This window comes from Hymenobacter armeniacus (assembly GCF_014699055.1).
GTDB lineage: Bacteria > Bacteroidota > Bacteroidia > Cytophagales > Hymenobacteraceae > Hymenobacter > Hymenobacter armeniacus.
Genome location: NZ_JACXAC010000004.1, coordinates 175,567 through 195,278, shown reverse-complemented (window position 1 = coordinate 195,278; position 19,712 = coordinate 175,567). Strand labels below are relative to the sequence as shown.

Genomic DNA, 19,712 nt, shown 5'->3' with positions numbered 1-19,712 from the left:
CAACCCCCAACCCCTTTTGCCATGGCGGACTCCGCAACCCCCAAAATTGCCTTCGAGGCCCTCACCTACGACGACGTGCTGCTGCTGCCGGCATACTCCGAGGTGCTCCCCCGAGACTGCGACACCGGCACCCGCCTCACCCCCACCATCCGGCTGCACACCCCGCTGATTTCGGCGGCCATGGACACCGTTACGGAGTCGGACATGGCCATTGCGCTGGCGCAGGAAGGCGGCCTGGGCATCATTCACAAGAACATGTCCATCAAGGCGCAGGCCGAGCACGTGCGCCGCGTGAAGCGCAGCGAGTCGGCCCTGATTCAGGACCCGTTCACGCTGCCGCCCACCGCCACCCTGGCCGACGCCCGCCAGCTCATGCGCAAGCACAACATCGGCGGCATCCCGGTGGTGGCCCCGGACCACACCCTGCAGGGCATCCTCACCAGCCGCGACCTGCGCTTCGAAGCCGACCTGACCCAGCCCGTGACCACGGTCATGATTCCGCTCGACCGCCTCGTGACTGCCCCCGCCGGCATCGACCAGGCCGCCGCCGAGCAGCTGCTCACCGACAGCAAAGTGGACAAGCTGCCCCTCGTGGACACCGAAGGCCGCCTGGCTGGCCTGATGACGTATAAGGACATTCGCAAGCGCCGCCGCGCCCCGCACGCCAGCAAAGACGGCCAGGGCCGCCTGCGCGTAGGCGCCGCCGTGGGCGTCACCGCCGACCTGCTGCCCCGCGTCGCGGCCTTGGTCGAAGCCGGCGTCGACCTCGTGAGCCTCGACACCGCCCACGGCCACTCCAAGGGCGTGCTGGACGCCGTGCGCGCCATCAAAGCAGCCTACCCCGGCCTGCCCGTGATGGCCGGCAACGTGGCCACCGCCGCCGGCGCCCGGGCCCTGGCCGATGCCGGCGCCGACGTAGTGAAAGTAGGCGTGGGCCCGGGCTCCATCTGCACCACGCGCATCATCGCCGGCATTGGCGTGCCGCAGCTTTCGGCCGTGCTCGAAGCCGCGAAGGGCCTGGAAGGCACCGGCGTGACGCTGGTGGCCGACGGCGGCATTAAGTTCTCGGGCGACATCGTGAAGGCCCTGGCCGGCGGCGCCGCCGCCGTGATGGTGGGCTCCTTGCTGGCCGGCACCGAAGAAGCCCCCGGCGACCTCATCATCTACGAAGGCCGCAAGTACAAATCCTACCGCGGCATGGGCTCGGTGGAAGCTATGGAAGACGGCAGCAAAGACCGGTACTTCCAAGACGCCGAGGACGACGTGAAGAAGCTAGTGCCCGAAGGCATCGTGGGCCGCGTGCCGTTCAAGGGCAACGTGAGCGAGGTGATTTACCAGCTGGCGGGCGGGTTGCGCGCCGGCATGGGCTACGTGGGCGCCCCCAACATCGAGGCCCTGCAGGCGGCACAGTTCGTGCGCATCACCGGGGCGGGCTTGCGCGAGTCGCACCCGCACGACGTGCAAATCACCCGCGAAGCCCCGAACTATTCGAGCCGCTAAGCGAAGTCTTTTAGCGGCCTGACATCCAAGGAGCCCCGCCGGCCTACGCTGGCGGGGCTCTTCTGCGCAGGCCATAATGTTGGACTTGCTTTTGCGGAGGGGATTGTATCTTGCATGCCGGTTGAGCGCCAACGACGGCGCAACGGGCTGGTGGGCTTGTGTTATTCCTAGTTTGTGTCTGTGCCTCAACGCTTACCCTCTTTTCTGCTGCCGCTTAGCTTCCTGAGCTGGGTCTTGCTGCTGCTGAGTGCCCTGAGCCACTCGGGGGCCGGGCCGTGGCTGGGCACCTGGCCGGAATGGACCACGCAGCTGGCGCAGGGCGTGTTCGTGCTGGGCGTGTTTTTGTATTACCGCTACCAACGCTCGCCGCTGCACGGGCAAGCTTTCATCCGCTTGCTGCGGCGCCTGCTCACGGGGCCGGGCCTGCTGGCGCTGGCCTGTATGGGCCTGCACCTGCTGGAGCGCCTGATGAAGGACCAGCCGGTGTTCGACAGCAACGGCCTGTTCTTCACTAGCATCTACACGCTGAACCTGGGGCTGTTCGTCGTTTTTCTGGCGCGCACCAACTACGCCTGGCGGGCGCTGGTGCTGTTTCGGTCTTCGCCCCGCCTGCAGCGCGAATGGACGGTTTTTGAGGTGCTGCTGGGCGCTACGCTGCTGTTCCGGCTGGTGGGCGTCAACCCGCCAAACTACGTCGGCATCCCCCTCGTGGTGCTGCTGGGCCTGTACGGCATCTACCTCAGCGGGCACCAGAAATGGGTGGCCTACCTCAGCCAGCGCGAAAAGTGGCGCGCGGTGCTGCTGCAGTCCGGCCTGCTGTTCAGCGTGCTCGTGTTTGTGCAGTACTTCCGCGTCACGCAGGTCGACCCGCAGCTCATTGCCCCGCAGCCGCAGCACGCGTTTCTGCTGCTCACGGCTTTCTTCTCGGCATTTTATGCTTTGATGGGCTTGTTGGTGACGTTCTTCAACCTGCCCATTGCCGACGTCATCGAGCAGCGGCGCAGCGAAATCCTGCGCCTGCAGCGCCTCACCCAAATCATTCAGCGCGGCCAAACCACGGCCGAGGTGTACCACATTTTGCTGGAGTCGGCGGTGCAGACGGTGAAAGCCGATGCCGCCTGGCTCGACCTCGACCCCGGCCACTCGGGCGTGACCGCGGCGGCCGCCACGCAGTATTTCAACCTCGAGCCGGAACAGGCCGACGCCCTCCGCGCCCGCCTGCAGGGCCATGACCTGCCCGAAGGCGAGTTCATCACCAACGACCTGCACGCCCGCATTGGGTTCGAGGGCACCACGCAGCACTACCGCTCGCTGCTGCAGCTGCCCCTGCGCGGCCTGCACTTCAACTACGGCATGCTCTACCTGCTGAAGGTGGAGCCCAACACCTTTGACCGCGAAGACCTGAGCATCCTGCAAACCTTCACCAGCCAGGCCGTGCTCAGCATCGAAAACCTGGAACTGGTGCGCACGTCGCTGGAAAACCAGCGCACGCAGGAGGAGCTGAAAATCGCCTCGCAGGTGCAGGACAGCCTCATTCCGAAAAACCTGCCCACCGACAACTGGTTCGACATCAGCTCGCACTCGCTGGCGGCCAAGGAAGTGGGCGGCGACTTCTACGACTTCCTACATTTGCCGGGCCGGCGGCTGGCCGTCATCATCGGCGACGTGAGCGGCAAGGGCGTGACGGCGGCCTTCCACATGGCTCAGATGAAGGGCATTTTCCATTCGCTGATGCAGGAAAACCCGCTGGCGAAAAACGAGCGGGACAAATTTCCGGTGCCCAGCCGCTTCATGGCCCAGGCCAACGCGGCCCTCACTCACTGCTTGGAGAAGTCGTCCTTCATCACCTCGTCGCTCTACATCATCGATTATGAGCAGGGCGGCTTCGTGTTTGCCCGGGCCGGGCATTGCCACACGCTGTACTATCACGCTTTGCGCGAGGAAGTGTTTTACTTCGAGTCACAGGGCCTCGGCCTCGGCATTATCCGCAACGAGAGCTACGAGAAGCATATCAAGAACCAGTTTTACGACTACAGCCCCGGCGACGTGATGGTGATTTACACCGACGGCATCGTGGAAGCCCGCGGCGGCGACGGCACCGCGGAGTACGGCGAAGACCGCCTGAAGCTGCGCCTTGAAGAAAGCTATTACCAGGAAGCGGATGAAATCAAGGACTTTATCCTGAAGGACCTCAACGCCTTCACCCACGGGCATCCGATTCACGACGACCAGACCCTGCTGGTCATTAAATTCAAGTCGGCTCAACCCCCACCGTTGGCCTGACGTATCGACCTCATTATGAAAGTAACTGCCCAACCCTCCGCCGACACCCTCACCCTCCTGCTTGATGGCGAGCTGGACGCTAGCTCCGCCATTGTGCTTGACACTGAACTGGCCAAGCCGGACATCCTCAACTACCGCAAGGTGCTGGTCGACTGTGCCAAGCTCAGCTATATCTCCTCGGCCGGCCTGGGGGTGTTCATCTCGCACCTGCAGCGTTTTCAGGACGCCAACGTGAAGCTGGTGTTCTTCAACATGCAGGAAAAAGTGTTCAACGTGTTCGAAATCCTGGGCCTCGACGCGCTGATGACCATCGTGCCGAGCGCCGCCGAAGCCGAAGCCGCGTAATCAATTAGTAATTAACAATTAATAAAGAACAATTGGCCCCTGCCGGGCTCATGCGCAATTGTTAATTGTGAATTACTAATTATTAATTACTTATGAAATCCACCCTCCGCATTGCCTGTTCTCGCAGCCACCTCCAGCAGGTGCGGGACTTTGTGCGGGATTACCTCAACAGCCGCAACCTGCCCGAAATCACGGTCAACCAAGTGGTGTTGGCCATCGACGAGGTAGTGGCGAATTTCATCATCCACGCCAACGGCGAGGACGAAACGCAGTTTCTGGACCTGAAACTGGCGTTCAGCCAGCACGAGCTTAATGTGGAAATTGCTGACAACGGCGAAACCATTTACCTGCCCGGCACGCACCAAAGCCCTGATTTGCGCGCCTACATCAAGGAAGGCCGCAAGGGCGGCATGGGCATGGCCCTGGTCAACCGCCTCATGGACCGGGTGGAGTTTTTCACCCGCGGCAACCACACGGTGTGCCACCTGAGCAAGCACCTGGCCTGAGGTCGCATTCTGGCCGGCCGAACACCGCGAAGCCTCTTTGCCGCCGCAGTAATTCCGGTTACTAGCACGGCAAAGAGGCTTCGCGGCGCTCGGCCGGCCGTTTTATGGCCCGCCACTGCGCCTTGTGTGCTGCCTTTCATTCCGTCCGGAAATTAGTTAATTTCGCACCGGTAATTTTATGCCCGCGCGGCTGCTCCTTTCCGGGCCAGCGCTTTTGTTTCCTTCTTCTCTTATATGCACAAACGCATTCTGTACGCCGGCGCTGCCGTCGTCACGCTGCTGGCTGGTTGCCAGACCTCCAAACCGGCTGCCTCGGCCACCACGGCTGCTACCGCTGTGGGCCCCGTGGTGGAAACCTTGGGAGACTACCCGGTGCCGGCCAACGAGTTTGCCTACGTGTACCGCAAGAACAACAGCTCGGCCCCCGACTACGGCACCCGCCAAAGCGTGACCGATTACCTCGACCTCTACACCAACTTCCGCCTCAAGGTGCTGGAAGCCGAAAAGCGCGGCCTTGACACCACGCAGGCTTTCCGGCGCGAGCTGGACGGCTACCGCCAGCAACTGGCCCAGCCCTACCTCACCGAGAAGAGCGTGACCGACCAGCTAGTGCGCGAGGCCTACGACCGTATGAGCCAGGAGGTGAACGCCTCGCACATCCTGGTGCGCGTGGCGCCCGATGCCACGCCGCAGGACACCCTCGCGGCTTTTCAGAAGATTGAGCAGCTTCGCAAGCAGGCCTTGGCCGGCGAAGACTTCGGCCAGCTGGCCCGCGCCAACAGCGAAGACCCCTCGGCCAAAGAAAACGGCGGCAAGCTGGGCTACTTCACCGCCATGCAGATGGTGTACCCGTTTGAGTCGGCGGCCTACAAAACGCCCGTGGGGCAGGTGTCGCAGCCGGTGCGCACGCGCTTCGGCTACCACATCATCAAGGTGAACGACAAGCGCGCGGCGCAGGGCGAAATCAAGGTGGCTCACCTCATGATTCGGATGAACGCCAACGCGGCCAAATCCGACTCGCTCACGGCCAAGAAGAAGATTGACGAGCTGTACAGCCGCCTCAAGAAAGGCGAAAACTGGGACAAGCTCGTGGCGCAGTTCTCGGAAGACGCCGGCTCGGCGGCCAACGGCGGCGAGCTGCCGCCCTTCGGCACGGGCCGCATGATTCCCTCGTTTGAGGAAGCCGCTTTCAAGCTGCAAAAGCCCGGCGACCTCTCGGCGCCCGTGCAAACGCCCTACGGCTGGCACGTCATCAAGCTCATTGAAAAGCAGCCGCTGGCCAAGTTCGCCGACCTCGAAGCCGGCCTGAAAAGCAAAGTGGCCAAGGATTCGCGCTCGGAGCTCAACAAAGCTGCTTTCCTGAAGCGCGTGCGCCAGGAAGACCAGTTTGTGGAAGTGCCCGCCGCCAAAACCTACGCTTTCAGCAAAGCGGATACGGCACTGGTGGCCGGCCGCTTCAAGTATACGGCGCCCGCTGCTGCCACCGGCAAGCCGGCCAAAGGCGCCGCCAACGACAATTCGGCGCTGTTCACCATCAAGGGCAAGCCCTACACGGTGAAGGACTTCCTGACCTACGCCCAGCAAAACCAGCGGCCCCGCACCGGCGCCCAGCCCAGCTTCGCCATGCAGCAGCTCTACGACCAGTACGTGGAGCAGTCGCTGACCGACTTTGAGAAAAACAGCCTCGAAACCAAGTACGAGGACTACCGCATGCTGGTGAAGGAGTACCGCGACGGCATCCTGCTCTTCCAGTTGATGGACGAGAAGGTGTGGAGCAAGGCCATTGAAGACACCGTGGGCCTGAAAAAATACTTCGCCGAAAACCAGGCCAAGTACCAGTGGGACCAGCGCGTGCAGGGCAGCGTGGTGAGCGCCGCCACCCCCGCCCTGCTGAGCCGCGTGCAGAAGGAATTGAAAGGCGGCCGTTTCCCTGTGACGCGCAACGTGCCCAAAACGGCAGCCTTCCGTCCCAATTCGGCCGTTTTCTACAAGACTGGCGCGCTGGCCCTGCAGGAAGTGGCCAAGCGCATGCTGCAAGACACCCTGGCCCGCGTGACGCTGACCGGCCGCGTGAAAAAAGGCGAAAAAGCCAGCTTGGCCGCCGCTCGCGCCGACTCGGCCGCCCGCTACCTGCGGACGCGCGGCGGCGTGCCCGCCCGCCGCATCGGCAAAGCCGCGCAAAAGGCCGCCGCCGATAGCCAGGTGCAGATTGCGCTGACCACCGCCAACCCCGCCGCCATTGAGGCGGAAATGAACGAGCAAAACCCGCTGTCGGTCCAAATCAGCCAGCGCATCTTCCAGAAGGGCGACAACAAGGTGATGGACGAGCTGATGAGTAAAGGCCCCGGCACCTACAACGTGCAGAAGGACGGCCGCTACTACGCCGTTACCATCGACAAAACCTTGCCCGCCGGCCCCAAAACGCTGGCCGAAGCCCGCGGCCAGGCCACTTCCGACTACCAAACCTACCTGGAGAAGGAATGGATTGCGCAGATGCGCGCCGCCCGCCCGGTGAAGGTGAACGAAGCCGAAGTCAACAAACTTGTAACGAAGTAAATAACGGGCAAATGAGCGAATGGCTGAATGGGTGAAGCGCAATTATTCACCCATTCAGCCATTCGCTCATTTGCCCATTACCGCCGCCCTGCAACCATCTGAGGCGGGCGGCGCTCCTTGTTTTTGTCCGCCCACGGATTTATCGTGAAATTTGTGGGACCGTTTGCGTGTTAATGCGCTCGTGTGGCTCAGGCCCCGGCATTTGGCCGAAGGGCTTTATTTATTTGTTTATGCTTGTTAAAGTGAATCGCGCCGCGGCGTCGGCCCTGCTTACGCTGTTGTTGCTCGTGGGCCTGGTGCCCGCCTCAAAAGCCCAATTGGGCATTAGCCGCCCCAAGGGCCAGGAGCTGCTCGACGGCATCGTGGTGAAAGTGGACAACCAAATTGTGCTGCGCTCCGACGTGGAGAACATCTACATGCAGGAGATGGCCCGCGCCGCCGGCAAGCCCGTGGCGCCCGACCTAAAGTGCAAAATTCTGCAAAGCCTCGTGCTGAACAAGCTGATGCTGGCCCGCGCCGAGGTGGACTCGGTGATAGTGGAAGACAAGCGCGTGAACGACGAGGTGGACCGCCGCATGGCCTACTTCGTGCAGCAAATTGGCTCCGAGAAGCGCCTGGAAGAGCAGTACAACAAGCCCATCAAGGCGCTGAAAGACGATTTGCGTCCGCAAATCAAAGACCAGCTCACGCAGCAGAAAATGCAGGAAACCATCACGGGCAAGGTAGCCGTGACGCCCCGCGAAGTAGCCCAGTACTTCAGCCGCGTGCCCAAGGACAGCCTGCCCTACTTCAACACCGAAGTGGAAGTGGGCCAGATTGTGATTCCGGCGCAGGTGAACGAGAAAGCCAAGCAGGCCGCGCTGGCCAAGCTGAACGACATCCGGGCGCAGGTGCTGGCCGGGGCCGACTTTGCCACGCTGGCCAAGCAATACTCCGAAGACCCGGGCTCGGCGAAGGAAGGCGGCTACCTGGGCTTTTTCAAGCGCGGCGAGCTGGTGCCGGAATACGAAGCCGCCTCCATGAAGCTGGAGCCCGGCCAGCTGTCGCCGGTGGTGCAGTCGCAGTTCGGCTTCCACCTCATTCAGTTCATTGAGCGCAAGGGCAACACGTATTCGACGCGCCACATCCTGCTGAAGCCCGAAACCGGCACCGCCGATGCCAGCGAAGCCGCCAAAAAACTTACCCGCCTGCGCCGCCAGATTCTGAGCGACAGCATCAGCTTTGCCAAGGCGGCCAAAGACAACTCTTCCGACAAACAGAGCAGCACCAACGGCGGCCTGCTGGCCAACCGCCAGGACGGCGGCTCGCGCCTGCCCCTCGACAAGCTCGACCCGGCCGTGTTCTTCACCATCGACACCATGAAGGTGGGCCACATCACCCCGCCCATGCCCTACCGCACCGACGACGGCAAGGACGCCATGCGCATCCTGTGGCTGAAGTCGAACACGCCGCCCCACCAGGCCAACCTGGAGCAGGACTACCAGAAAATTGCCGCCGCTGCCCTCAACGAAAAGCGCAACAAGGCGTTGGATGAGTGGTTTGAGAAGAACCGCAACAGCGTGTACCTGGAAGTGGCCCCCGAATACGCCCAGTGCAAAGTGCTGGAATCAACGGAAAACAGATAGTATTTCTCCCTGTCATCCTGAGCGGAGCGAAGGACCTCATCACGTCAGCCGCAGTTCTAACTGCAACTGTTCGGTATTGATAAGGTCCTTTGTTGCGCTCAGGATGACGTTTTTAAGTAGATTAGAACTCGACCCCGCATGGCCCAATACCCCTCCGACAAAGAAGCCGCCGACGCCCTGGCCGCCTCCTTCCAGAAGCTGCGCCAGGAAATCGGCAAAGTCATTGTGGGGCAAGACGACGTGGTGCGGCTGGTGCTCACCGCCGTGTTTTCGCAAGGCCACAGCTTGCTCGTGGGCGTGCCCGGCCTGGCCAAAACCCTGCTGATTCAAACCATCGCCGACTCGCTGGACCTGTCGTTCAACCGCATTCAGTTCACGCCCGACCTGATGCCGTCCGACATCGTGGGCTCGGAAACCATGAACCAGCAGCGGGACTTCACTTTTGTGAAAGGCCCCGTGTTTGCCAACATCATTCTGGCCGACGAAATCAACCGCACGCCGCCCAAAACGCAGGCTGCCCTGCTGGAAAGCATGCAGGAATACGCCGTGACGGTGGCCGGGCAGCGCTACGCCCTGCAGCGCCCGTTCTTCGTGCTGGCCACCCAAAACCCCATCGAGCAGGAAGGCACTTACCCCCTGCCCGAGGCGCAGCTCGACCGCTTCATGTTCAACATCGAGCTGGGCTACCCCAGCTACGCCGAGGAGCTGAACATTGTAAAAAATACCACTTCCGACCGCAAGCCGACGGTGAACAAGGTGCTCCACGCCGCCGACATTCAGGCCTTCCAGGAGCTGGTGCGCCGCGTGCCGGTGGCCGACAACGTGGTGGAATACGCCGTGGGCCTGGTGCAGAAAACCCGCCCCAACACCGAGCGCGCCCACGCCCGCACCAACCAGCTGCTGGAATGGGGCGCTGGCCCGCGGGCGTCGCAGCACCTCATTGTGGGCGCCAAATGCAACGCCCTGCTCAACGGCAAGTACTCGCCCGACATTGAGGACGTGCGGGCCGTGGCCGTGCCCATCCTGCGCCACCGCCTGGTGCGCAACTTCAAAGCCGAAGCCGAAGGCGTGGGCGTGGAGCAGATTGTGAAAGAGTTGTTGTAAGAATGAGTAGTATAACTGTCATGCTGAGCGAAGCCGAAGCATCTCTGCCGGGTGAGTAATTATTTACTCCGACAGTAGAGATGCCTCGGCTTTGCTCAGCATGACGTTCTTTGTAGCTGCAAAGACATTAGTTCAGAATGGAAGCCCAAGCCTATTACCAGCAATTTGAGCGCAACGTGCGCATCATCCTCGACGCTCTGGCCGCCGGCCTCGACCTGCGCACCACCGCCCTCGAAACCAGCCTGCCCATTGAGGTATACGTGCTGTGTGAGGTGCTGAACCAGGGCGCCGGCGAAGATTTCGTGCTCACCGCCAGCGGCGTGGCGCGGCTGGCCGAGTTTCAGCAGCAGTTCATGAAGCACGAGGGCCAGACCCTGGCCGCCATGCAGCGCGTGCTGGCCGACAAGCGCGGCACCATGCGCACGCCCGAGGGCCGCGTGCTGACGAAGGAAATGCTCATTCGCCGCCTTGAGTTCTTCAACGAAGCCGCCCGGCAGGTAAACGTGATGCGCACCCAGCAGGCGCTGGGCAGCCCCAGCCAGTACGTGGGCGTGAATAAATAGCCGGCCCGTCCTAGCGAGCGAAGCCGCTTCTGCATCGGAGGCGGCTTTTGTTTTTTCGGGGCCTCCTTCCACTTCTTCGGCGGCGCTTTTGCCGCATTTGCAGCCATGTTGCCCCGCACCCCGCTGTATACCGCCCGCCTGTGCCTGCGCCCCTACGAGCCGGCCGACGCCCGCGCCTTCTTCGCGCTGCTCGATGCCGACCGGGCCCGGTTTCGCACCTCCTTCCCCGACCGGCTGCAGGCCGTGCGGGTGCCCGCCGATGCCACCACGGCCCTGCAGGCCTTTGCGCAGGACTGGGAATCGGGCCGTTTCTACGTGTTTGGCATCTGGCACCGCGCCACGCAGGACTATCTGGGCGATATCTGCCTGATGCCCCAGTCCCGCGGGCAGGCCGAAATTGGCTACTACCTGGCGGCGGCGGCCGAAGGCCACGGCTTTGCCCGCGAGGCCCTGCATGCCGTCATCGACTTCGGCTTTGGGCCCGTGGGCAGCCAGAAGCTGCTCATTCGCTGCTTCGTCGACAACGCCCGCGGGCAGGCCGTGGCCAAAGCCGCCGGCTTTCGGCCCGAAGCCCCGCCCAAACGCCCGCAATGGTTCCGGGCCACCGAGGCCACGAGCAACATCCGCCGCTTCTGGCTCTCGCGCGACGAGTAGCTACTGCCCCACCCGCACGCGCTTGCTCAGGTTGCCCAGCAGCCACTCGGTGCGCACGTTCAGGTACATGGCAAACGAGTAGTCGAGCAGCTTGGCGTTGAGGTCGAACAAGGGCTCGGCCCGCGCCGTGAGCGCCGCCGCGTCGCCGATGCGAAAATCACGCAGCAGCCGCAGCATTACGATTTTGCGCTCCGGGTCCAGAAAATCGGGGTTCGACACCGTGCGCGAGGCGCCCTGGTACAAATCGCCGCCCAGGGGCGAGATGAAGCGCGAGCCCTGCCAATAGCTCAGCATTACGTCCGCGAAGCGGGTTTCAAGGGTGCCGTTCAGGTACAGGCCCCGCCCGTACTTGTAAGGAAACTGGCCGGCGGTGAATGAATAGTCCTGAAAGCCCAGCACGTAGCCGTTGAAGCGCACGGCCTGCACGGTGGCGCCGTCCATGCGGTAGCGCGCTTCCAGCCCAAGGGCTTCGTTGAAGGCCGTTTGCAGCGGCTTGTTCAGCGTATCGATTTGTCCGCCGTGGTGAATGGCGGTGAACTGAAACGGAATGGCTACCGTCCAGCGGCTGCCGTCAGGACTGATGCGGTAGCTGCTGCTGATGCCGCCCGCCACTTCTTCCTGGTAGTTGCTGTAGCGGTACTGCTGGCGCTGCCAGTCCACCCATTGGTCCACAAACAGCCGCGTGCCCTGGTAGCGCACCTGAATGCCTTCTTCCAGCGGGTTCAGCATCACGCGCTCGAAGTTGAACATCGGCTCGATGTAATTGTGGGCCAGATGAGGCCGAATGTTGCCCAAAATGATTTGCTGCTTGCCCACCGTCCAGGTGGCCCGAAACGTGGGCCGCACCTGCTGCAGCACCGGGTTGCCAAAGTCCTTCCACAAAAACACGCCGCCCTCCAGCCGCAGGTCTTTGATGGGATAATACACCAGTTGGGGATTTAGCTGCGTGCCATACAGGGTATACCCGTCGACAATCTTATTAAAGTATTCGTTGTCCTTAAAGAAGGTGAAGGCTTTGAAGGAAAGCAGCAAGCTGCCGGCCTCCGGCTGTTTTATTTCGATGGTATCGCCCAAGTCGGTGCGCCGCCATTTCCGGTCGTGCTCGGGGTCAACCGCATAAACCGTGTTGCGGGTGAGCCCCGGCGCCTCCTGGTAAAACGCCCGATTGTCCAGTTGCGCCTGCGCTGTTTCCACTCTAATTAGCACAGCCACAAGGCCAACTAAAATTCTTAGATAATTCCTCATATATTTCCGCTTTCTACGGCACGATTCCGGTGGGCTCTGTGTTAGAAAAAGCCGTCGCAAAAGGGCCTTTCCGAAGTTTTAACCAAGGAATAGAATTATCTGATTGCGACGTCGCCAAAACCCTTAACTTTACCAAACCTAATTCCTTTTTCCCAACCCCATGGCAGTAGCTACCGAAAAGGCCTCGAAAGCCGACAAGGCGGAGACCAACGTCGCAGCCGAAAAAATGAAAGCCCTCCAGCTCACGCTCGATAAGCTGGACAAAGCCTACGGCAAAGGCACCGTGATGAAGCTCAGCGACAACAAAGTTGGCGACATCCCGAGCATCAGCACCGGTTCGCTCTCGCTCGACATTGCTCTGGGCATTGGCGGCGTGCCCCGCGGCCGCGTGATTGAAATTTACGGTCCGGAATCGTCGGGTAAGACGACCCTAACCATGCACATGATTGCCGAGGCGCAGAAGAAAGGCGGCATGGCGGCCTTCATCGACGCCGAGCACGCTTTCGACAAATCCTACGCCGAGAAACTCGGCATCGACACCACCAACCTGCTCATCGCCCAGCCCGATAACGGCGAACAAGCCCTCGAAATCGCCGACCAGCTGATTTCATCGGGTGCGATTGACATCATCGTCATCGACTCCGTGGCGGCCCTTGTGCCGAAAGGCGAACTTGAAGGCGACATGGGCGACTCGAAAGTGGGCCTGCACGCCCGCCTCATGAGCCAGGCCCTGCGCAAGCTCACCGGCACCATCAACAAGACCGGTTGCGCCTGCATTTTCATCAACCAGCTGCGTGAGAAAATCGGCGTGATGTTCGGCTCGCCCGAAACCACGACCGGCGGTAACGCCCTGAAATTCTACGCTTCCGTGCGCCTCGACATCCGTCGCATTGGCCAAATCAAGGAAGACAAGGACAACGTGACCGGCAACCGCACCAAGGTGAAGGTGGTGAAGAACAAAGTGGCCCCGCCCTTCAAGGTGGTCGAGTTCGACATCATCTACGGCCAGGGCATCTCCAAAGTCGGCGAAATCGTGGACCTTGGCGTCGACATGGGCATCATTGCCAAGTCGGGCTCGTGGTTCAGCTACGGCGACCAGAAAATCGGCCAGGGCCGCGAAGCCGTGAAGACGCTGCTGCTCGACAACCCCGAGCTGGCCGACGAAATCGAAGCCAAAATCCGGACCATGGCCAAGGGCGACGCCGACGTTATCCCCGTGGACATGGCGGGCCCGGAAGACGGCGAAGACACGCTCTAAGCGTGCCGGACCCGGTAAGAATGAAAGCCCGTTGCCATCCGCAACGGGCTTTTTTTACGTCCGTATCTTTGGGAATGCTTTGGCTGGCATTGCGTTTGTCTATGGCTGTAATCGTTACTTCTACTTATTCCGTTATGAACCGCCGCTGGCTCATTTTTACCCCCGTTATCCTCTTCTTACTGGCCTCGGCGCAACTGGCCCTGGGGCCCGGCGATGCCGTGCGCAACGTTCCGCAGTCCAGCTTCGGGCGCGGTGAAGTCATTAAGTACACCGTGCACTACGGCCTCATCAACGGCGGCGAGGCCACCGTGGAAACCGGCGGCAGCCTGGAGCGCATCAACGACCGGCCCTGTTACAAGGCCACGGTGAGCGGCAAAACCACGGGGTCGTTCGACTTTTTTCTGCGCATTCGCGACCAGTGGCGCGCCTACATCGACACCACCAGCATCCTGCCCATCCGCGCGCAGCGCGAGATTGCCGAGAAGAACTACCGCAAAAAGGAAACCGTGGAATTCGACCACCTGCGCGACGTGGCCGAGGTGACCGACCACACCCACAACAACGCCCGCAGCACCGTGAAGGTGGCCAACAACACCCTGGAGCTGGTGAGCGGCTTCTATTACCTGCGCACCCTCAACTTTGAGCGCATGAAGGTGGGCGACGTGGTGCGCGTACCCGGCTACTTCGACGGCGACAACTTCATGTTGGAAGTGGTGTTCAAAGGCCGCGAAGTGGTGGAAACCAAGGCCGGCGACGTGCGCGCCTTCAAGCTGGTGCCCAAGATGCCGAACAACAAGCTATTTCGGGGCGAAAACGCCATTTCGGTGTACTTTTCCGACGACCGTAACAAGATTCCGGTGCTGTTTCAGGCCGAAATGTTTGTGGGCACGGTGAAAGTGGACATGGTGCGCTACCAGGGCCTGAAGTCGCGGCTGAACCTCGTAAATTAGCTCAACCTTTGCGCGTACTCAACGGCTTTGCCACCGGCCATTACATGGCCTGAAGCAGGCATTGCCATTTCTCATCTACGGATTTCTCTTTTGCGCTAGCGCGGTGCGCGTTACGCCTCACCTAATGAAATCCGTTCAGCAATTCATTCTCGAATTCTCGGTCGTTCCCGTCGTCGTGGCTACGCTCGTGGGGCTGTGGCGCTACCGGCGGCTGGGGCCCGCCCCGCGCTACCTGGTGCCGCTGCTGGTGGCCTGCTTGCTGATGGAAATTGCGTCGCGCACCTTGGGCTATTTCCATCGGCCCAACCTGTTCCTGGCCCCGATTGATACGGCCATCGAGTTCACTTTCCTGGCCCTCATGTACCGGCGGGCGCTGCGGCCCTCGGCCCTGAGCCGCCTGATTCCGCTGCTGCTCATCGGGTTCCTGCTGGGGTCGGCGCTCACCTACTCGCCGCGGCTCGACACCATGCAATTCAGCCCGGTGCAGCACTTCATCGAGAGCGTGCTGGTGCTGGTTTTTGTGGGCGTTTACTTTCAGCGCGAGGCCACGCGGCAAACCATTAGCCGCCGGCTGGAGCGCGAGCCCATGCTGTGGGTGTCGGCGGCGCTGTTGCTCTATTTTCTCAGCAACATCTTCATTTTCTTGTCCAGCAACTACGTGCTCAGCCTTTCGCGGGAACTGAGCATACAGGTGTGGGCCATTCACGGCCTGCTCTACATCTTCACCAACGTGCTGTACACGGTGGCCTTGTGCGTGAACCCGGTGGTGTCCTCACCGGCCGGCCCACTCGCTCCGGCGGGCGGCGTCACATAATCGTAACATCGGGCGGGCCGCGGAGAGCGGTACTTTTGCAGGCGCAACCCTTGCTTCACTTAAGCCCGTAACGCCGTGACTGCTCCCAAATCCGCCGTGTACAAGATTCTCGTGGTCGACGACGACCCGGACATCGTTGAGTTGCTGGAGTTCAACCTCAAAAAGGAAGGCTACCAAACCGCTTCGGCGTCCGACGGGCGCAAAGCCCTGGAAATTGCTGCCGATTTTCACCCCGACATCATCCTGCTCGACGTGATGATGCCCAACCTCGACGGCATTGCCACCTGCCGCCTGCTGCGCGAGCAACCCAAGTTTAAAGACACCTACATCCTGTTTCTGACGGCCCGCGCCGAGGAATTCTCCGAGGTGGCCGCTTTCGAGGCCGGCGCCGACGACTTCATCGCCAAGCCCATCAAGCCGCGCGCCCTGCTGGGCCGCCTGGCCGCCGTGAAGCGCCGCGACCAAGACCCCCACGGCGCCGTGGATGCCATCGACATCAACGGCCTGCGCATCGACCGCACGGCTTTTGCCGTGTACCAGGACGGCAAAAAAATCAGCCTGCCCAAAAAGGAATTCGAGCTGCTGGCTTTTCTGGCGGCCACGCCCCACAAAGTGTTCAACCGCGAAGAGCTGCTCCAGAACATCTGGGGCAACGACGTCTTTGTGCTGGCGCGCACCGTGGACGTGCACGTGCGCAAAGTGCGCGAGAAAGTGGGCGAACACCACATTCAGACCATCAAGGGCGTGGGCTACAAGTTCAACGTGGACTAAGTCCGGCAGCATGTGCTGACGAAAGCACGTCATGCAGCGCGCAGCAAAGCATCTTTCCCGCAGGCAGTAATTATTTACTATTGCACGCAAGATGCTTCGCTGCGCGCTGCACGACGTGCTTTTTCAATTATTTTACTATCCCAATGAACCTCTCTTCTCGCACCATTGCCATTCTGATTGCGCTGCTGGTGGCGGGCGTGCTCACCACCTACGCCCGCATCGGCCCCACGCTGCCGTTCCGGGAGGCGTTTCTGGCAGCGGGCGTCACGGTGGCGGCGTGTTTTCTGCTGGTGTACCTATCGTTTGAAGCCCTGATTTTTCGCGAAATCAACGGCATCTACGCGGGCCTGGAACACATCAAGCGCAAGGAATTCAAGAAGCTCAGCAGCAAGTTTCTCTTTCGGCCCGAGCCGGTGAAGCGCGTGCGCGACGAAATACTGCTCATGGCCGAGCGGCGCCAGCAGGAGCTGGACGAGCTGGTGCGCCTGCAGGCCCTGCGCCGCGAGTTTCTGGCCGACGTGTCGCACGAGCTCAAGACGCCGCTGTTCGCCGCCCAGGGCTTTGTGCACACCATTCTCGACAACGAAGACGGCGACATCGACGCCCCCACCCGGCGCAAGTTCCTGACTAAAGCCGCCGCCAGCCTCGATACGCTCGACGCGCTGGTGCAGGACCTCGTCACCATTGCGCAGCTCGAAAAAGGCGTGGTGCGCATGCGCCGCCAGCGCTTCGACCTGGTGGCGCTGGTGCGCGAAATATTCGAGCTGCTGGAGCAGCAGGCCGCCCGGCGGGGCACCACCCTGGAGCTGTTTCCGCCCAACCTGCCCGCCGAGCTGCCCGTGGTGGCCGACCGCAACCGCATCCGGCAAGTGCTGGTGAACTTGGTGGACAATGCCATCAAATACGGCCGCGACAACGGCCGCGTGGTGGTGGCCCTCATCGAAGGCAGCCGGGGCGTGCGCATTGCCGTGCGCGACGACGGCACCGGCATTGCCCCCGAACACCAAAACCGCATTTTCGAGCGTTTTTACCGCATCGACAAAAGCCGCTCGCGCGAGTCCGGCGGCTCCGGGCTGGGCCTGGCCATCAGCAAGCACATTGTGGAGGCGCACAAGTCCACCATCAAAGTGAAGAGCACCGTGGGCGAAGGCACCACGCTGGAATTCAAGCTGAGCAAGCCGAAAGGCGCCGCGGGCAGCTAGCCATCCACCCCCCTGCCGAGGCTGCGTTCGGCAGGGGGCTTCCCCGCCCGCCGGTTGCACGCCGTACCTTTGGGGCTGCGTATGAAGCTTCCCCATTTCTCCGACCTCGTCATTTTTGAAAACGACGACTACGTTGTCGTCAACAAACCCCCGTTTCTGGCCACGCTGGATGAGCGGGTGGGCGGCGCGCCCAACATGCTGCGCCTGGCCCGTCAGCACCACGACGACATTCAGGCCGCCCACCGGCTTGACCGTGAAACCAGCGGCGCGCTGGCCTTCGCCAAAAACCCGGCTGCCTACCGTCACCTCGCCATGCAGTTCGAGAACCGCGAGGTGAAAAAGCAGTACCACGCCGTGGTGTGGGGCACGCCGCAGCTACAGGACGAGGTAGTGGAGCGCAACATCGAAACCACTTCGCGCGGCAAGGCCCGCCTGGCCTACAAGGGCAAGCCCGCCGAGACGCACTTCACCACCCTCGAAACTTTCGCCCGCCACGCCCTCATGCTGTGCGAGCCCGTGACCGGCCGCATGCACCAGATTCGCCTGCACCTGATGTATTTGCAGGCGCCCATCGTGGGCGACAAAGACTACGGCGGCGAAGACTTTTACCTGTCTTCGTTGAAGAAGAAATTCAACATGAAGGAAGGCGAAGAAGAGCAGCCCTTCATCAAGCGTTTCGCGCTGCACGCCCTCCGGCTGCAGTTCACGGGCCTCAACGGCGAAGAAATTGCCGTGGAAGCGCCTTACCCGAAAGACTTTCGGGTGCTGGTAGAAACCCTGCGGCAGCACCAGTAAGCCACCGGGCTAGCGCACCCGCTCAAACACAATGACCTGCGTGGTGTCGCGCTCCGGGTGGTAGCGGTTGCGGGGCTGGGCGTCGTGCCACATTTCCCGGAACCGGGCGTCGCGGCGCAGCATGGGCAACTGCACGTAGCCTTCGGTGCGCGAAAACCAGTCGTCCCACACGATGAGCGTGCCCACGGGCACCTCGGCCAGCTGGTCGCCGTGCGCGCGAAAATCGGGGTGCTGTTTGGCGTCGAAAAAGTCGTTGTTGGTGGCCACGGCCACGTAGGGGAACTCGTAGGCCAGCGGCCGGGTGCCCTCCCCGTAAGTTTTGCGAATCCAGGCGGCAGCATTTTCGGCCACTTCCTGGTCGGGCGGGCGCGTGAAGTCGCGCCGCCAGCGGAACCCCTGGCGGGTGCCCAGAAACAGAAACACCACCGCAGCGGCCACCCACCCAAGGCGGATGCGCCGCTGAGCAGCCGGAGTGTTGCCCAGTTGCACGAGCCAAGTCAGGCCATTGAGTGCGACCACAGCAAACAGCGGCACCGTCACGTCAAGCACGCGCGTCATGCCAAAGGAATTGAACAAGCCCGCCCCCCAGAATATAGTATGGGCCGCAATGAACACGCAGATGTTGCCGTAAACGAGCAACAGCTCGGCGCTGAACAAACGGCGCTGCCGCAGCTCCGGGTCCAGCAGGTCGAGCGCCATGCGCACGCCGCCCACCACCGCCAGAAACAGCACCACCCAGCCCAGCAGGCCCGGCAGGCTGAACACAAAATGGTCCCACTCGCCGTGCCCGTACACCGATTTGGTGGCGTAGGGGTTGTGGCCAAACACCCAGCCGGGCTCGCCCAGCACCACGGCTCCCACCGCACTATACACCGCGTAGCCCAGCACCAGCAGCGGCAGGTAGCGCCACTGCCGCCGCCACAGAAAATACACCACCCACAGCCCAATCAGAATAAATCCTTCCGACCGCACAAAGGGCAGCCAGGTAATCAGCGCCGCCGACCACCCGGGCCGGCCCGTCATCAGCAGCGCCACCGAGGCCACCAGGATAAGGCCGAACAAGGGCTCCGTGAGCCCGGAAAACTGGATGATGAAATAATCGGGCGACGCGTAGGCAAACACGATGGCCAGCTCCGGCGCGGGCAGCCGCAGGGTGCGCGCCACCACGTAGGCGCACCACGCCGATAGGGCCACAATCGCGCACTGAAACAGCTTCATACCGATGAAGCCGCCCTGTGCGGCCGGCGACGCCAGCAGCGTAAACAACGGCTTGGCCCACGAGTCCATGTAGTTCATGGGGTACTGAAAAGCATAGCGCGCAAACAAGTAGTGCTTGATGCTGTCGCCCGAATCGTAAGTATTAGTAGTGATGAAAGCCATCACGACCGAAACCAGCAGCAACGCGGCCAGCAAAAGCAACGCCCGACGGTGGGAATCGGCCGGATTTGCAGCAGCAGCAGATAAACGAGCAGAGGGACTCATAAGAAATAATAAGCCTCAAATGTACGCGTGGGCAATGTGGGACGCACCCGGCGCGGCTA

17 protein-coding genes are annotated in these 19,712 nt (G+C 61.8%); 15 read left to right on the top strand and 2 right to left on the bottom strand.

Going from position 1 to position 19,712, the window contains the following annotated elements; genetic code table 11:
• Positions 1-21: 21 nt before the first annotated feature.
• The 9 genes from guaB (at position 22) to IC234_RS12330 (ending at position 11,136) form a co-directional block, all read left to right on the top strand.
• Positions 22-1,500, top strand: a complete 1,479-nt coding sequence (gene guaB, locus IC234_RS12370) for an IMP dehydrogenase (RefSeq protein ID WP_190925027.1) — start codon at positions 22-24, stop codon at positions 1,498-1,500.
• A 180-nt stretch (positions 1,501-1,680) separates the two neighbouring features.
• The gene (locus tag IC234_RS22190) at positions 1,681-3,783 is read left to right on the top strand and encodes a PP2C family protein-serine/threonine phosphatase (protein ID WP_190925024.1); all 2,103 of its coding nucleotides are present in this window, start codon (positions 1,681-1,683) and stop codon (positions 3,781-3,783) included.
• 15 nt (positions 3,784-3,798) lie between these two features.
• Positions 3,799-4,128, top strand: a complete 330-nt coding sequence (locus IC234_RS12360) for an STAS domain-containing protein (RefSeq protein ID WP_190925021.1) — start codon at positions 3,799-3,801, stop codon at positions 4,126-4,128.
• Positions 4,129-4,220: 92 nt separating this feature from the next.
• A complete protein-coding gene (locus IC234_RS12355) occupies positions 4,221-4,634 on the top strand; it encodes an ATP-binding protein (protein WP_190925019.1) in 414 nt (137 codons plus the stop codon).
• A 234-nt stretch (positions 4,635-4,868) separates the two neighbouring features.
• A complete protein-coding gene (locus IC234_RS12350) occupies positions 4,869-7,190 on the top strand; it encodes a peptidylprolyl isomerase (protein ID WP_190925017.1) in 2,322 nt (773 codons plus the stop codon).
• A gap of 230 nt (positions 7,191-7,420) precedes the next feature.
• A complete protein-coding gene (locus IC234_RS12345) occupies positions 7,421-8,815 on the top strand; it encodes a peptidylprolyl isomerase (RefSeq protein WP_190925015.1) in 1,395 nt (464 codons plus the stop codon).
• Positions 8,816-8,953: 138 nt separating this feature from the next.
• On the top strand, positions 8,954-9,919 hold the full coding sequence (locus tag IC234_RS12340) for an AAA family ATPase (protein ID WP_190925012.1): 966 nt from the start codon (positions 8,954-8,956) through the stop codon (positions 9,917-9,919).
• Positions 9,920-10,056: 137 nt separating this feature from the next.
• A complete protein-coding gene (locus IC234_RS12335) occupies positions 10,057-10,482 on the top strand; it encodes a hypothetical protein (RefSeq protein WP_190925010.1) in 426 nt (141 codons plus the stop codon).
• Between the two features lie 105 nt (positions 10,483-10,587).
• Complete coding sequence (locus tag IC234_RS12330) at positions 10,588-11,136, top strand: GNAT family N-acetyltransferase (protein WP_190925008.1); 549 nt, start codon at positions 10,588-10,590, stop codon at positions 11,134-11,136.
• On the opposite strand, the gene IC234_RS12325 is transcribed toward IC234_RS12330, so the two are convergent.
• On the bottom strand, positions 11,137-12,330 hold the full coding sequence (locus IC234_RS12325) for a hypothetical protein (RefSeq protein WP_190925006.1): 1,194 nt from the start codon (positions 12,328-12,330) through the stop codon (positions 11,137-11,139).
• A gap of 211 nt (positions 12,331-12,541) precedes the next feature.
• Between IC234_RS12325 and recA the strand changes: the two genes are divergently transcribed.
• The 6 genes from recA to IC234_RS12295 all read left to right on the top strand — a co-directional run bounded on the left by recA (position 12,542) and on the right by IC234_RS12295 (position 18,171).
• On the top strand, positions 12,542-13,639 hold the full coding sequence (gene recA / locus IC234_RS12320) for a recombinase RecA (protein WP_190925004.1): 1,098 nt from the start codon (positions 12,542-12,544) through the stop codon (positions 13,637-13,639).
• Positions 13,640-13,773: 134 nt separating this feature from the next.
• A complete protein-coding gene (locus tag IC234_RS12315) occupies positions 13,774-14,589 on the top strand; it encodes a DUF3108 domain-containing protein (protein ID WP_223827653.1) in 816 nt (271 codons plus the stop codon).
• 124 nt (positions 14,590-14,713) lie between these two features.
• A complete protein-coding gene (locus IC234_RS12310; protein ID WP_190924999.1) occupies positions 14,714-15,403 on the top strand; it encodes a hypothetical protein in 690 nt (229 codons plus the stop codon).
• A gap of 75 nt (positions 15,404-15,478) precedes the next feature.
• Complete coding sequence (locus tag IC234_RS12305; protein WP_190924997.1) at positions 15,479-16,174, top strand: response regulator transcription factor; 696 nt, start codon at positions 15,479-15,481, stop codon at positions 16,172-16,174.
• Between the two features lie 143 nt (positions 16,175-16,317).
• Positions 16,318-17,376 carry a sensor histidine kinase gene (locus IC234_RS12300; RefSeq protein WP_190924994.1) on the top strand — a complete coding sequence of 353 codons (1,059 nt, stop codon included), beginning with the start codon at positions 16,318-16,320 and terminating at the stop codon, positions 17,374-17,376.
• A gap of 81 nt (positions 17,377-17,457) precedes the next feature.
• Entirely contained in the window at positions 17,458-18,171 is a 714-nt protein-coding gene (locus IC234_RS12295) for an RluA family pseudouridine synthase (protein WP_190924992.1), read from the top strand.
• 9 nt (positions 18,172-18,180) lie between these two features.
• On the opposite strand, the gene IC234_RS12290 is transcribed toward IC234_RS12295, so the two are convergent.
• Positions 18,181-19,653 carry a DUF2029 domain-containing protein gene (locus IC234_RS12290; protein ID WP_190924990.1) on the bottom strand — a complete coding sequence of 491 codons (1,473 nt, stop codon included), beginning with the start codon at positions 19,651-19,653 and terminating at the stop codon, positions 18,181-18,183.
• Positions 19,654-19,712: the final 59 nt, after the last annotated feature.

What these genes read in the sequence shown, in the direction of transcription:
- guaB (WP_190925027.1), top strand. Translation starts at nt 22, where the DNA reads ATGGCGGACTCCGCAACCCCCAAAATTGCCTTCGAGGCCCTCACCTAC.
- IC234_RS12360 (WP_190925021.1), top strand. Translation starts at nt 3,799, where the DNA reads ATGAAAGTAACTGCCCAACCCTCCGCCGACACCCTCACCCTCCTGCTT.
- IC234_RS12355 (WP_190925019.1), top strand. Translation starts at nt 4,221, where the DNA reads ATGAAATCCACCCTCCGCATTGCCTGTTCTCGCAGCCACCTCCAGCAG.
- IC234_RS12350 (WP_190925017.1), top strand. Translation starts at nt 4,869, where the DNA reads ATGCACAAACGCATTCTGTACGCCGGCGCTGCCGTCGTCACGCTGCTG.
- IC234_RS12345 (WP_190925015.1), top strand. Translation starts at nt 7,421, where the DNA reads ATGCTTGTTAAAGTGAATCGCGCCGCGGCGTCGGCCCTGCTTACGCTG.
- IC234_RS12340 (WP_190925012.1), top strand. Translation starts at nt 8,954, where the DNA reads ATGGCCCAATACCCCTCCGACAAAGAAGCCGCCGACGCCCTGGCCGCC.
- IC234_RS12335 (WP_190925010.1), top strand. Translation starts at nt 10,057, where the DNA reads ATGGAAGCCCAAGCCTATTACCAGCAATTTGAGCGCAACGTGCGCATC.
- IC234_RS12330 (WP_190925008.1), top strand. Translation starts at nt 10,588, where the DNA reads ATGTTGCCCCGCACCCCGCTGTATACCGCCCGCCTGTGCCTGCGCCCC.
- recA (WP_190925004.1), top strand. Translation starts at nt 12,542, where the DNA reads ATGGCAGTAGCTACCGAAAAGGCCTCGAAAGCCGACAAGGCGGAGACC.
- IC234_RS12315 (WP_223827653.1), top strand. Translation starts at nt 13,774, where the DNA reads ATGAACCGCCGCTGGCTCATTTTTACCCCCGTTATCCTCTTCTTACTG.
- IC234_RS12310 (WP_190924999.1), top strand. Translation starts at nt 14,714, where the DNA reads ATGAAATCCGTTCAGCAATTCATTCTCGAATTCTCGGTCGTTCCCGTC.
- IC234_RS12300 (WP_190924994.1), top strand. Translation starts at nt 16,318, where the DNA reads ATGAACCTCTCTTCTCGCACCATTGCCATTCTGATTGCGCTGCTGGTG.
- IC234_RS12295 (WP_190924992.1), top strand. Translation starts at nt 17,458, where the DNA reads ATGAAGCTTCCCCATTTCTCCGACCTCGTCATTTTTGAAAACGACGAC.
- IC234_RS12290 (WP_190924990.1), bottom strand. Translation starts at nt 19,653, where the DNA reads ATGAGTCCCTCTGCTCGTTTATCTGCTGCTGCTGCAAATCCGGCCGAT.